The sequence below is a fragment of the Mycobacterium sp. RTGN6 genome (assembly GCF_033804605.1).
Classification (GTDB): domain Bacteria; phylum Actinomycetota; class Actinomycetes; order Mycobacteriales; family Mycobacteriaceae; genus Mycobacterium.
In genome coordinates this window covers 122934-136137 of record NZ_JAPZKZ010000007.1, presented here as the reverse complement: position 1 = coordinate 136137, position 13204 = coordinate 122934, and the positions used below count along the sequence as shown (strand labels likewise).

The following is a 13204-nucleotide window of genomic DNA, read 5'->3' as shown; positions in this document are numbered from 1 at the left end:
CCCGCTACTCGGAACCGCCGGGGAATGCGACCGTGCTCGGCTCCGTGCCGACGACCTGTCGCCACTGCGCGGCCGTGACGGCCGACTCCGTCAGCGCGGTGACGGCGAACGCGCGGTCCTCGTTGGAGCTCGCCCGCTCCAGCACCGCTCGCCACGCGACGGCGGAGTCCTCCTCCATGCGCACCGCCAACTTCGCCGCATCCGCGGGGCTGTCGACTTCGATGGGCAGCTGATAGCCGGGGGCGGGCAGGGGCGCCGCGACGTTGCGGGCGGCGAGCCGGGCTATCGCTTCCTCGCGTCGCCCGCGATGCTCGGCCATCGCGTCGGAGACCAGGTCGTTGACGTCCGGGGTGGAGTGCGCGGACACCAGCCCGTAGCCGTAGATGGTTCCGTGTTCGGCTGCGACCGCATCGAATAGTGCTGCATCGGCCGGTTGCTCGGGCCGCGTGGGACTCGGGGACGGAGTGCTCGACGGAGAGGTCACGAATCCGGCCCGCCCAGTGCGACGGTGTACGCCGCGGTACATGCCGCCGCGATCGAACCGAGCAGTCCGGCGCGGTAGCCCGACTGCAGAGCCGCCGACGCACCGGCCGCGTCGGCCGACTGCCGCAGGGCGGCCACGACGTCCTTCGCAGTAGGGGCTTGCGGCGGTTCGCGAGACGGCGTGGTGGTGGTCGGCGTTGGCAGCGGCGCACCGTTCATCCGGGTGAGCTCGTCGGTGAGTGCCTGGGCGTGGGCCGCCCGCTCGGCGGCGACGGTATTCAGCGCCTTGGCGACGGGCGGAGGAGCGGTGGCGGCGACCGCGGTGGCCAGTTCGCTGTCCGAGCGAGCCCGCTCGCGCTGGGCGACGAGGGCGTCGACGTCGGGTCGTGGCGCGGGCTCCCCGCACGCCGTTGCCGCCGCTCCGAGCAGCGCCAGCGCCGCCGTACCGACCAGCATGCACCGTCTGCTGACGGTGGGGAACGGGCTCGGCACAGCAACATCCTGCCATTGCTCCGTGCCCGCGATTAGCCGGAGGCCACCGCGCGTTTGCCGATCGGTCCTACGCCGCTGGCGTATCGTTGATACTCGGTTCGACGAATCACTGAACCCGGGATCGTGTCAGCACAACTCAAGACGAGGAGCTCGCCGTGGCATCGGACGCACCGCTACGGTCAGCGCGATTGCCGTCGCAGCAGCAGGTGATCGAGCTACTCGAGGTCGAGTTCGCGCGCGCCGGATTCGACATCGAGGACGTCGTCGTGGATGCCGCGGCACGGCCTCCGCGCATCGTCGTGATCGCCGACGGTGACGAACCGCCCGACCTGGACTCGATTGCCGCGCTGTCGCGATCGGCCTCCGAACTGCTGGACGCACTGGACGATTCGGCGCCCTACGTGCTCGAGGTCAGCTCGCGAGGCGCGGAGAGCCCGCTGACCGCCGAGCGGCACTACCGTCGCGCCAGAGGCCGCAAGGTCGAGTTCGAGCTCTCCGGCGGCGAGCGGCTGACCGGGCGGCTTGGGGAGCTCAAGGACGGCGCGGCGGCCGTGGTGGTTCCGGTGGGAAAGACGGGGAACTATTCGATTCGCGAACTGCCGCTCGAGGCCATCGCGAAAGCCATTGTCCAGGTGGAGTTCTCGGCGCCAAGTCGACGGGAACTGGAGTTGGCGGGGAAGTTTGAAGAGGAGGCCGAGACGTGAACATCGACATGGCGGCATTGCATGCCATCGAGGCCGACAAGGGGATAACGGTCGACGTCGTCATCGACACCATCAAGACGGCCCTGTTGACCGCGTACCGGCACACCGAGGGCCACGAGGCCGAGGCGCACATCGACATCGACAAGAAGACCGGCGTCGTGAAGGTGATGGCCCGCGAGACCGACGAAGACGGCAACCTCATCAACGAATGGGACGACACCCCAGAGGGTTTCGGCCGCATCGCGGCGACGACGGCGCGACAGGTGATCCTGCAGCGGCTCCGCGACGCCGAGAACGAGAAGAACTACGGCGAGTTCTCCGCCCGCGAGGGCGACATCGTTGCCGGGGTCATCCAGCGCAGCGCGGGCGCCAACGCCCGCGGGCTGGTCATCGTGCGGATCGGCAGTGAGACCAAGGGTTCCGAAGGCGTGATCCCCGCCGCCGAGCAGGTGCCCGGCGAGCGGTACGAACACGGCGACCGGGTGCGTTGCTACGTCGTCGGCGTCCAACGGGGGGCCCGTCAGCCGATGATCACCTTGTCGCGCACCCACCCCAACCTGGTTCGCAAGCTCTTCTCGCTCGAGGTGCCAGAGATCGCCGATGGCTCGGTGGAGATCGTCGCCGTGGCCCGTGAGGCCGGGCACCGCTCGAAGATCGCCGTCACCTCGCGGGTGTCGGGGCTCAACGCGAAGGGCGCGTGCATCGGGCCCATGGGCCAGCGGGTCCGCAACGTCATGAGCGAGTTGTCCGGCGAGAAGATCGACATCATCGACTACGACGAGGACCCCGCTCGCTTCGTCGCCAACGCGCTGTCTCCGGCGAAGGTGGTGGCGGTGTCGGTGATCGACGAGGCCGGGCGCGCCGCCCGCGTGGTGGTTCCGGACTTCCAGCTGTCGCTTGCGATCGGCAAGGAAGGCCAAAACGCCAGGTTGGCCGCTCGGCTCACTGGATGGCGCATCGACATCCGCAGCGACGCGGCGCCGCATCCCAGTGCGGATGCGCCGGCCGAACCGGCCCGGGAGGCGTAGCCGACACGCGATTCTGTCTGCGAGAACAGTGACGCTAGACTGAACCGTGATCCAGCGCGAGACTTCGTCTGCTCACGCGCGCCGTCACCCCGACGATCCCGTCGGACCGGTGCGGACGTGCGTGGGATGCCGAAGGCGAGAGCTGGCCGTCGAACTGCTTCGAGTAGCGGCTGTGCACGACGGGAACGGCGACTGCGCCGTCACCGTCGATGCAGCGGGTAATCTTCCCGGGCGGGGTGCATGGCTGCATCCCGACGAGAAGTGCCTACACGAAGCAATCCGGCGGCGAGCGTTCGCTCGAGCGTTGCGCATCACCGGTACGCCGGACACCTCCGCGGTGGTCGAGTTCTACGACTCGGTCGAGGCGGCAAGAGAACAGGTAGCGAAGAACATGAGCACACCGTGAAGTTCCGATGACCATGCGTCATAGCTGAACCGAGGCGCGGCCTACCACCGCTGTGCCTCCTAATGAGGAGATGTAGTGGCAGGTAAGGCCCGTGTACACGAGTTGGCCAAAGAACTCGGTGTCACCAGCAAGGAAGTGCTCGCCCGACTTAGTGAACAGGGCGAATTCGTAAAGTCGGCGTCCTCCACTGTGGAGGCGCCCGTCGCGCGCCGCTTGCGCGAGGCATTGGGCGGCGCCAAGCCGGCAAAGTCCGAAGGTAACGGCGCGCCCACCCCCGCGGCCGCCCGGCCGAGCCCGAGTGCGCCCAAGCCCTCCGGTCCGAAGCCCACGCCGCCCGCTCCGCCGCCCGCGGCACCGGAAGCTCCCGCGCCCGTTGCAGCTGCGGCGCCGGCCGCGCCCGAGGCCCCGGCCCCCGCTCCAGCGGCTGAACCCGCAAGCGCCGCAGGTCCGACGCCCGGCCCCCGGCCCGGCCCGGTTCCCGGAGCGCCCAAGCCCGCCGCGCGGACCCCGCGTGTCGGCAACAACCCGTTCTCGTCCCAGCAGCCAGTCGAGCGTCCGGCCCCGCGGCCTGCTCCGGGCGCCCCGCCTCGTCCTGGCGGTGGCCCGCGTCCCGGTGGCGGACCTCGTCCAGGGGCTACCCCCGGCAACATGCCGCCCCGCCCGCCCGGTGCCCGGCCAGGCGCCCCCGGTCGACCCGGTGGCCCGCGGCCCAGCCCCGGTGGTCGCGGACCCGGTGCAGGCCCAGGTGGCGGCGGTCGTCCCGGCGGTCCCGGTGGTGGCGGTGGCGGTAACTACCGCGGTGGTGGCGCAGGCGGCGGCGCTGCCGGTGCCCCAGCCGGTGGTGCCGGTGGCTTCCGCGGCAGGCCCGGTGGTGGTGGCCCCCCCGGCGGTGGCGGTGGCCGTCCCGGCCAGCGCGGTGGCGCCGCAGGCGCGTTCGGTCGTCCCGGCGGCGCGGTCCGGCGTGGTCGCAAGTCGAAGCGGGCGAAACGCGCCGAATACGAGAACATGCAGGCGCCGGTCGTCGGTGGCGTGCGGCTGCCGCAGGGCAACGGCGAGACCATCCGGTTGGCCCGCGGCGCGTCGCTGGTGGACTTCGCCGACAAGATCAACGCCAACCCGGCTGCGCTGGTGCAGGCGCTGTTCAACCTCGGCGAGATGGTCACCGCCACCCAGTCGGTGGGTGACGAGACGCTCGAGCTGCTCGGCGGCGAGATGAACTACGTCGTGCAGGTCGTGTCCCCCGAGGACGAGGACCGCGAACTGCTGCAGTCCTTCGACCTCACCTACGGCGAGGACGAGGGCGGCGAGGACGATCTGGAGTTCCGTCCGCCGGTCGTCACCGTCATGGGTCACGTCGACCACGGCAAGACCCGACTGCTGGACACCATCCGCAACGCCTCCGTCCGCGAGGGCGAGGCCGGCGGCATCACCCAGCACATCGGCGCTTACCAGGTCCTCACCGAGTTGGAAGGCAACGAGCGACTGGTCACCTTCATCGACACCCCGGGCCACGAGGCGTTCACCGCCATGCGTGCCCGTGGTGCGAAGGCCACCGACATCGCCATCCTGGTGGTCGCCGCCGACGACGGCGTCATGCCGCAGACGGTGGAGGCCATCAACCACGCACAGGCGGCCGACGTGCCGATCGTGGTGGCGGTCAACAAGATCGACAAGGAAGGTGCCGACCCGGGCAAGATCCGGGCACAGCTCACCGAGTACAACCTGGTCGCCGAGGAGTACGGCGGCGACACCATGTTCGTCGACATCTCGGCCAAGCAGGGCACCAACATCGACGCGCTGCTCGAGGCGGTGCTGCTGACCGCCGACGCCTCGCTGGACCTGCGGGCCAACCCCGACATGGAAGCCCAGGGCGTGGCGATCGAAGCGCACCTGGACCGTGGTCGTGGCCCCGTGGCCACCGTGCTCATTGCGCGCGGCACACTGCGGGTCGGCGACTCGATCGTGGCCGGCGACGCCTACGGACGCGTCCGGCGCATGGTCGACGAGCACGGCGAGGATGTCGAGGAGGCGCTGCCTTCGCGTCCCGTCCAGGTCATCGGCTTCACGTCGGTGCCGGGCGCGGGTGACAACCTGCTGGTCGTCGACGAGGACCGGATCGCCCGCCAGATCGCGGACCGGCGCAGCGCGCGCAAGCGCAACGCCCTCGCAGCACGCACGCGCAAGCGCATCAGCCTGGACGATCTGGATGCCGCGTTGAAGGAGACGTCGCAGCTGAACCTGATCCTCAAGGGCGACAACTCGGGCACCGTCGAGGCGCTCGAGGAAGCCCTGCTGGGCATCGAGATCGACGACGAGGTGGAACTGCGCGTCATCGACCGCGGCGTCGGTGGCGTCACCGAGACCAACGTCAACCTGGCCTCGGCGTCGGACGCGATCATCATCGGGTTCAACGTGCGCGCGGAGGGCAAGGCCACTGAGCTCGCCAACCGCGAGGGCGTCGACATCCGGTACTACTCGGTGATCTATCAGGCCATCGACGAGATCCAGAGCGCGCTCAAGGGCATGCTCAAGCCGATCTACGAGGAGAAGGAGCTCGGCCGCGCCGAGATCCGCGCGATCTTCCGGAGCAGCAAGGTCGGCAACATCGCCGGCTGCCTGGTCACCTCGGGCATCCTCCGGCGCAACGCGAAGGCCCGGTTGCTCCGCGACAACGTCGTGGTGGCCGAGACGGTCACCATCTCGTCGCTGAAGCGCGAGAAGGACGACGCCACCGAGGTGCGCGACGGCTACGAGTGCGGTTTGACGCTCACCTACTCCGACATCAAGGAAGGCGACGTCATCGAGGCGTACGAGCTCGTTGAAAAAGAGCGTACGTAGATGGTCGACGTGGGCCGGGCGCGCCGACTCTCCCGGCGCATCGGCACCGTCGTCGCGTCAGCCATCGAGTTCGAGATCAAGGATCCGCCGCTGGCCTTCGTGACCATCACGGACACGAAGGTCACGGGGGACCTGCACGACGCCACCGTGTACTACACGGTGCGCGGTTCGACGTTGCAGGAGGAACCGGACTACGAGGGCGCCGCGGCGGCCTTGGAGCGCGCCAAGGGCACGTTGCGCAGCAAGGTCGGCGCCGCCACCGGGGTGCGCTTTACCCCGACGCTGGCGTTCGTACTGGACAAGGTGCCAGACACCGCGCAGCACATGGAGGAGCTGTTGGCCCGTGCCCGCGCGGCGGACGCCGACGTGGCGCGGATTCGGGAGGGTGCCAAACCCGCAGGGGACGCCGACCCGTACCGTGTGACTGGGGCGGAGGGGTCCGACGGGGAGCAAGACCTGCCTGACGCTGAGGACACCGGTGACGACGATCGACCCGACGACTGAGCTAGCGGCCCAGGCCGCGCCGGGAAGCCGCGTCGATGCGCGCGGAGCCGCCGAGCTGCTCGATGCGTCGGACACCGTCAGCGTGGTGTGCCACGTGTACCCGGACGCCGACACGTTGGGCGCGGGGCTGGCGCTGGCGCTGGTGCTGGAACGGGCGGGCAAGGACGTCGAGGTCGGCTTCGCCGCACCGGCCGAGCTTCCTGAATCGCTGCAGTCGCTGCCCGGCGGTCATCTGCTGGTCGCGCCCGCGCGGATGCGCCGCGACCCCGACCTGACGGTCACCGTGGACATTCCCAGCGTCAACCGGCTGGGTGCACTGCAGGAGCTCGCCGAGTCCGGCCGTCGGGTGCTGGTGATCGACCACCACGCGTCGAACCTGTTGTTCGGGACGGCCAATTACGTCGACCCGTCGGCGGATTCCACCACGATGCTCGTCGCCGAACTGCTCGATGCATGGGACAAGCCCATCGACCTTGGCGTCGCGCACTGCCTCTACGCCGGGCTCACCACGGACACCGGTTCGTTCCGTTGGGCCAGCGCGCGGGCGCACCGGCTTGCGGCCAGGCTCGTGGAGCTCGGCGTCGACAACGCTGCCGTCAGCCGCGCGCTGATGGACAATCATCCGTTCTCATGGCTGCCGATGCTGGCGCGGGTGCTGTCGTCGGCGCAGTTGGTGCCCGAGGCGTTGGGCGGCCGTGGCTTCGTGTATGCCGTTGTCGGACACCAGGAGTGGGCGAACGCCCGGCCCGAAGAGGTCGAGAGCATCGTCGACATCGTCCGCACCACGCAGCAGGCCGAGGTGGCCGCGGTATTCAAGGAGATCGAGCCGGAGCGTTGGTCGGTGTCGATGCGGGCCAAGTCTTTCGACCTCGCGGCCGTCGCGAGTTCCTTTGGGGGCGGCGGACATCGGCTCGCTGCCGGATACTCGGCGACGGGCTCCGCGAAGGACGTGGTGAAGGCACTAACTGATGTCCTTGGCTGACTCCGTCAGCGCGCGCTTTGGCTGAGTCGGCCGACCAGCCCGATGCGGTGACCAGTCGGCGCATCGCGGCGCTGGCCCTGCCCGCGCTCGGGGTGCTGGCCGCCGAACCCCTTTACCTGCTGTTCGACATCGCAGTCGTGGGCCGCCTCGGTGCGCTGGCGCTCGCCGGGTTGGCCATCGGTGGGCTGATCCTGTCGCTCGTCGCGTCGCAGCTGACTTTCCTTTCCTACGGGACGACGGCGCGGGCGGCCCGGTTCTTCGGCGCGGGGGACAGAGCGTCGGCCGTGGGCGAGGGCGTGCAGGCGACGTGGCTGGCCGTCGGGCTCGGGCTCTTCGTCGTCGTCGTGGTCGAGGCCGCCGCGGTGCCGCTACTCGCCGTGATCGCCGACGGCGGCGTGATTGCGGCCGAGGCGGAGCCGTGGCTTCGGATCGCCGTGCTTGGCGCGCCGGCCATCCTCATCTCGCTGGCGGGAAACGGCTGGATGCGCGGCGTTCAGGACACCGCGCGGCCGCTGCGCTACGTGGTGTTCGGCTTCGCGGTGTCCGCCGTGTTGTGCCCGCTGCTCGTCTACGGGTGGCTGGGGTTGCCGCGGCTCGAGTTGGCCGGCTCGGCGGTGGCCAACCTGGTCGGTCAGTGGCTGGCGGGGCTGTTGTTTTGCCGCGCGCTGCTGGCTGAACGGGTTCCGCTGCGCGTGCGTCCGGACGTACTGCGCGCGCAGGTGGTGATGGGCCGCGACCTGGTAGTGCGCACCATGGCGTTCCAGGCGTGCTTCGTCTCGGCCGCGGCCGTCGCGGCGCGCTTCGGGGTGGCCGCCGTTGCCGCACACCAGGTGGTGCTGCAGCTGTGGAGTTTCCTTGCGCTGGTGCTGGATTCGCTGGCCATCGCTGCACAGTCGCTGGTGGGTGCGGCGCTCGGCGCGGGCCAGTTGGCGCATGCGAAGTCGGTGGCCTGGCGGGTGACGGCGTTCTCGATGCTGGCCGCGGCGGTGCTGGCGTCGGCGTTCGCGGTGGGCGCGGCGGTGTTGCCGACGCTGTTCACCAGCGACCGCTCGGTGCTCGACGAAATCGGCGTGCCGTGGTGGTTCCTGGTGGCCCAACTGCCCGTCGCGGGCATCGTGTTCGCGCTAGACGGGGTGCTGCTCGGTGCTGGTGACGCGAAGTTCATGCGCAACGCGACCCTCGCGAGCGCGTTGGTCGGGTTCCTCCCATTGATCTGGCTGTCACTGGTGTTCGGCTGGGGCCTGTTCGGCATCTGGTCAGGGCTGACCACGTTCATGGTGCTGAGGCTGGTGTTCGTCGGCTGGCGCACATGGTCGGGGCGATGGCTCGTGGCCGGCACGGCGTGATTCAGTCAGGGCGCCGGCGACCGCGGCGGCGGTACTACCAGCGTGGCCGGGATCGGTGCCAGACCCGTGGGACCGCTGCCTCCCGGTCTCGGGTTCGGTGGCGTGGGGTCGGTGACCCCAGGTAGCCGGCCCGGGTCGAGTGGGGGCGGCGGGTCCACGATGACCGGCGGCACCGGTGGCACTTCGGGCTCCGGCGCGGGGGGCGTCGATGGGTCGGGTTGCGGTGCGGGCGGCGCAGGTTCCGGAGTCACGGGTGGTGGCGTCGGGGTGGGGGTCCACACCGGCGTGGTCGCCGCGGTCGGCACGGCCCGTCGGGTCGACGTCGGCTCGGGAGCGATGGTCGGTGGCGGAATGGCGGGCGCCAGCGGCGGGAGCGTCGCCGACTGCGGCAGGGTCGTGCTGTCGTCGACGGGCGTGACGGGGTCGTCGCGCGTCAGCCACAGGGCGCTCACCCCGATGACGGCGACCAGCGCGGCGGCGAACAGGGACAACGGCAGCCACGACGAACGCTCCCCGCGATCCGCGCTCGTGGTCAGCGACGTGTTGTGGCTGACGAGTTCGACGTCCCTTAGCGTGGCCTCGCGCAGCCACTCGGGTGCGGGGATGAACACCGGTGCGCCGCCCAAGAGTGCGGCGGGGGTCACTAGTCGCCGCCGTTCCTCGTCGCAGACGTCACACGCCTCGATGTGTCGTGAGATTCGTTTGCGCATAAGGACATTGAAGTGGCCATCCCACCCGGCGAGGATCGTGGCAAGTTCCTCACAGCCGCCGGTGTTGCGCACTCGCCGAGACACCAAGAGCGCCCCGAGGGACCGCTCGACGGTGTCGCGCAGCCGGTGCACCATCGTGTTCGCGTTGGTCTGGCTGACTCCGAGCACTTCTGCGAGCTCCGCTCCGTCCAGCCCATGCCGGTAGGTGAGGTCGAGCACCTGCTGATCGCGTTCGCTGAGTCCGCCCGCGGCCTCGGCCACCAGCATCGCCAGTTCGCCGCGACCGGCCATCGTGTCGGGCCCGGGATCGTCCGACGACGAGTCGAAGTGTTCGGCCACCAGCGTTTCGCGGCGGTGGTCGCGGATGTGGTGCAGCACCTTGCTCCGCGCGATCGAGTACAGCCAGGGTCGCAACTTGTCGGGGTCGCGCAGCCCGCCGAGCGCATCGGCCGCCGTACAGAACGCGTCCTGCACGCAGTCGGCCGCCGCGTCGCGGTCATGCATCATGCCCACGCAGTAGTCGTGCAGCCGGTCGGCGTACCTGTCGTAGATGAGCGCAAACGCCCGCCGGTCGCCATGCGCGGCCGCAGTCGCGAGTTCGGCGTCTGTCGGCGGCCGTCCCGGACTCGGACTCATTGCTGCGGTCATCACCACACTCCCCGGCGACCTGCGTCGTTCGGTCATTGCAACACCAAGTCGTCGGGCGGACAAGGGTCACTGATCGGTCAGGTCGGTCGGCCCCTTGAATGTGGGCTTGGGCGGATCGGGCGGCACGGGCGGCATGGGCGTCTTGATGATGGGCGGAACGAACGTCGGCGGCGGCGTCTTGATGATCGGCGGAACGTCGTTCGGCGGTGGCGTCTTGATGATCGGCGGCTTGGGGTCGGGCAGGGGAGGAAGTGGCGGCAGCGGCGGTAGCGGGGGCAGGACGATGACGTCGTCGAACGCGGGAACGCTCGGTTCGGGCGGCGACGCGGGGGCCTCGGGCGCGGGGGAGGCCGGTGCCGAGGGTCCGGATGCGACTGGCTTGGGCTGCGGCGTGGGCGCCGCAGGTGCTTCGGAGACGGGCGGCGCGGCGACGATCGGTGACGGCAACGTCGGGGCAGCAGGGGCCAGGTCGGTCCCGGTCACGCCCGGTATCACGACGTCCACCGGGGCGGACCCAGCGAAGAGCACGGCGCCGAGCGCCGCCACCCCGGCGATCAGGCAGGACGCGGTGAATAGCTTCAGCGCGCCGGTCTTTGCCCGTGCGTCCGGATCGTCGGCGAAGGTCGGATCCTCCGACGGTGCGGACGACCACGGGGCCGCGACGGTGCTGGCGTCGGGATCGGTGGAAAACGTTGTGCTCACGATGGTGCTCCTAGCTCTGTTCGGCCTGCAATTTGCAGGCGTTCACAGGTAGGAGCCACCATCGGCCTCTAGTCGCACACTTTTCTGCGCGACTAGTTGCTACGTCTTCCTAGCCGGCGGCCGTCACGTCCTGCTCGACGTGGCCGAACTCAACGGTCTTGCCGTCGAACTGACCCTTGCACGACAGCACCACGTGGTACGTCGCGAGCAGCGGCGGCGAGAGCGTCGTGAAGCTCGTCGACCCGTTGGGGGCAAGGTCGAATTTCTTGTTGACTGACGGAAGCAGCGGTGCCGTCGCGTTGTACGTGCAGCTGCCTGGGATGTCCGCGCTGCTCGCAATGTCGACGCTCGCGCTGCCGATCGAAACGGAGATGTTCATCGTGACGGCGTTCGTCGGCGCCACCTTCGGCGGATCGGGGACGACGACGGGCGGTGGCGGCGGCGGGGGCGGTACAACAACGGGTGGCGGCGGCGGCGGCGCGGCCTTGACCGGCGGTGTGTAGGTGTAGTCCGCATACGGGGTGCACCAATCACCCTCGAAGTCCTTCTTGCGGCACGCCTGGACACCAAACGTAGTCGGGCCGTAAACGTCGAAGCCATGCCTGTGGGTCTGACCGTTGATGCACTTGAAGTCGAACTCCCGCTGACCGCCGGCTTGGGTCATCACGTGCAGGGCGTCGACGACGTAATCGCCGTTCACTCGCGGGCAGCCGCCGATGATGCAAGTCGCGTGGATGTCGCTATCTGGGCTACAGGTCACCGTGAGCCCGTTGGGCAGTGTGTCCGCGGATGCGACCGGCATCGCCAAGATCCCCGAAGCGATAGTGGCGCCGGCGAAGGCACCCGCGATGGCAAGTGATGCTGATACCCGTGTTTTGAGCATGGCAGGTCCCCCTGGTAGTCGACAGTGGGCGCCGTGAATGCGCCCCCAACGAGCTGATGAGGTGCCAAAGCTAGCGCGCGGAGGCGGTCCGACTCATCGGGTGTTTCCCTATCATTTGACCGTTATTGGCAAGGGTGAATCCCTAGCTAGCCGCGATGTGCGACGACTGCCCATCCGAAGGGGTTGGTGCGCACGTCGATTCGCTCGAATCCGGCCGCGGCGAGGCGGTCCGGTAGCGACGCGGGGTCGACGGGGTTGTACGTGTCGTCGGTGTGATGGGCGGCCAGTTCGTCGCTGGCCAGGCTGTCGCTGGCCACCAACGCAGCACCCGGCCGCAGCACCCGGGCGATCTCGCCGAACAGCCGATCCTGCAACGCGACAGTCGGAACGTGATGCAACATGGTGAAACACGCTGCGCCAGTGAAGCTTTTGTCTGAGTACGCCAGCGTGGTGGCGTCGGCGTTGACGATCTCGACCGATCGCACGTCAGCGAACCGCTCACGCAGCATCGCGGCGAGCTCGGGGTCGATCTCGACAGACGTCAACTTTGGCACCGCCTGGCTCAGCACGTCGGTGGTGGCGCCGTAGCCTGGCCCGACTTCGAGCACGTCGTCACCAAGGTCGGTGTCGCCCAACGCCCATGGCAGGATCACCTCGCGCATCGCCTGGCGCCACTCGTCGCTGCCACACATCTGATGTGCCTCGTTCATCAGCGCACCTGCGTCCGGCCGCGTTCGATGACCGCGGCGCGGTTGGCGGCGATGTCGTCACCGCTGGCCACGCTCATCCACTGGGTGGCCGACGCCGCCTCGATCCATAGTCCGGCGCTGGTCTGCCGGTCGTCGATGCGGTGGTAGGACTCGAGCAGAGCCCGTACCGCCCGCTGGTTGTTGCCGACGATCGACGCGGCGATCTTCCGCGCGGTGGGCAGCAGCTCGTCGTGGGCGACGACCTCGGTGACGAGGCCGGCCCTCAGGGCGTCGGACGCGGACAGATAGTCGCCGGTCATGCTCATCCGGCGGGCCAGCCCGACGCCCACCTTCTGCGGCAGCCGCACGGACAGGCCCCACGTCGGGAGCAACCCGACGCGGGCGTGGGTGTCGGCGAACCTGGCGTGCACCGAGGCGATGAGGATGTCGCAGTACAGCGCAAGTTCGAGGCCGCCCGTAACGGCCGCACCGTTGATCGCCCCGATGACCGGCTTCGTCATCGGCGGCCACTTGGGGGAGATGTCGGGCAGTTCGGTGGTGTCGCCGAGCTCCTTGAGATCGAGTCCCGCGCAGAACACCGGGTCGGCCCCGGTCACGATCACCACGTCGACGTCGCCGTCGGCCTGCGCATCACGCAGGGCGCGAAAGAACCGGGTGCGCAGCGCCGACGACAGCGCGTTGCGTGCCTTCGGGCGGTTCAGCGTCAGCGTGCGGACGCGGTCGGTGGTGTCGATCAGCAGGACGGCGTCGTCATCGGTGTCGGGCATG

Annotated in this window: 14 protein-coding genes; 7 read left to right on the top strand and 7 right to left on the bottom strand. The window is 69.5% G+C overall.

Features of this window, described 5'->3' with window-relative positions:
- Positions 1-4: 4 nt before the first annotated feature.
- Both SLQ33_RS18490 and SLQ33_RS18485 read right to left on the bottom strand, forming a co-directional pair.
- On the bottom strand, positions 5-484 hold the full coding sequence (locus SLQ33_RS18490; protein WP_319455317.1) for a ferritin-like domain-containing protein: 480 nt from the start codon (positions 482-484) through the stop codon (positions 5-7).
- Entirely contained in the window at positions 481-939 is a 459-nt protein-coding gene (locus SLQ33_RS18485) for a hypothetical protein (RefSeq protein WP_319455549.1), read from the bottom strand. The genes SLQ33_RS18490 and SLQ33_RS18485 overlap by 4 nt, the downstream gene beginning before the upstream one ends.
- Before the next feature lie 191 nt (positions 940-1130).
- Between SLQ33_RS18485 and rimP the strand changes: the two genes are divergently transcribed.
- The 7 genes from rimP (at position 1131) to SLQ33_RS18450 (ending at position 8783) form a co-directional block, all read left to right on the top strand.
- Positions 1131-1679: a ribosome maturation factor RimP gene (rimP, locus tag SLQ33_RS18480; protein WP_319455316.1), complete on the top strand. Its 549-nt coding sequence runs from the start codon at positions 1131-1133 to the stop codon at positions 1677-1679.
- Positions 1676-2707, top strand: coding sequence for a transcription termination factor NusA (gene nusA, locus SLQ33_RS18475; RefSeq protein ID WP_319455315.1), 1032 nt, complete (start codon positions 1676-1678; stop codon positions 2705-2707). Before rimP ends, nusA begins: the two co-directional genes overlap by 4 nt.
- Before the next feature lie 172 nt (positions 2708-2879).
- The gene (locus tag SLQ33_RS18470) at positions 2880-3113 is read left to right on the top strand and encodes a DUF448 domain-containing protein (RefSeq protein ID WP_413467659.1); all 234 of its coding nucleotides are present in this window, start codon (positions 2880-2882) and stop codon (positions 3111-3113) included.
- Between the two features lie 75 nt (positions 3114-3188).
- Positions 3189-5951, top strand: a complete 2763-nt coding sequence (gene infB, locus SLQ33_RS18465; RefSeq protein ID WP_319455313.1) for a translation initiation factor IF-2 — start codon at positions 3189-3191, stop codon at positions 5949-5951.
- A complete protein-coding gene (rbfA, locus tag SLQ33_RS18460) occupies positions 5952-6455 on the top strand; it encodes a 30S ribosome-binding factor RbfA (protein WP_319455312.1) in 504 nt (167 codons plus the stop codon). It abuts the gene before it with no gap.
- Positions 6430-7437 carry a bifunctional oligoribonuclease/PAP phosphatase NrnA gene (locus SLQ33_RS18455; RefSeq protein ID WP_319455311.1) on the top strand — a complete coding sequence of 336 codons (1008 nt, stop codon included), beginning with the start codon at positions 6430-6432 and terminating at the stop codon, positions 7435-7437. The genes rbfA and SLQ33_RS18455 overlap by 26 nt, the downstream gene beginning before the upstream one ends.
- 47 nt (positions 7438-7484) lie before the next feature.
- Positions 7485-8783, top strand: coding sequence for an MATE family efflux transporter (locus tag SLQ33_RS18450; RefSeq protein WP_319455548.1), 1299 nt, complete (start codon positions 7485-7487; stop codon positions 8781-8783).
- A 5-nt stretch (positions 8784-8788) separates the two neighbouring features.
- Here SLQ33_RS18450 and SLQ33_RS18445 read toward each other — a convergent pair whose 3' ends face one another.
- The 5 genes from SLQ33_RS18445 to SLQ33_RS18425 form a co-directional block, all read right to left on the bottom strand.
- Positions 8789-10141, bottom strand: a complete 1353-nt coding sequence (locus tag SLQ33_RS18445; protein ID WP_319455310.1) for a sigma-70 family RNA polymerase sigma factor — start codon at positions 10139-10141, stop codon at positions 8789-8791.
- Positions 10142-10207: 66 nt separating this feature from the next.
- The gene (locus tag SLQ33_RS18440; protein ID WP_319455309.1) at positions 10208-10843 is read right to left on the bottom strand and encodes a hypothetical protein; all 636 of its coding nucleotides are present in this window, start codon (positions 10841-10843) and stop codon (positions 10208-10210) included.
- A 109-nt stretch (positions 10844-10952) separates the two neighbouring features.
- Complete coding sequence (locus SLQ33_RS18435; RefSeq protein WP_319455308.1) at positions 10953-11645, bottom strand: hypothetical protein; 693 nt, start codon at positions 11643-11645, stop codon at positions 10953-10955.
- A gap of 227 nt (positions 11646-11872) precedes the next feature.
- On the bottom strand, positions 11873-12436 hold the full coding sequence (locus tag SLQ33_RS18430; protein WP_319455307.1) for a class I SAM-dependent methyltransferase: 564 nt from the start codon (positions 12434-12436) through the stop codon (positions 11873-11875).
- Positions 12436-13203: an enoyl-CoA hydratase gene (locus SLQ33_RS18425; RefSeq protein ID WP_319455306.1), complete on the bottom strand. Its 768-nt coding sequence runs from the start codon at positions 13201-13203 to the stop codon at positions 12436-12438. Before SLQ33_RS18425 ends, SLQ33_RS18430 begins: the two co-directional genes overlap by 1 nt.
- Between the last annotated feature and the right edge of the window lies 1 nt (position 13204).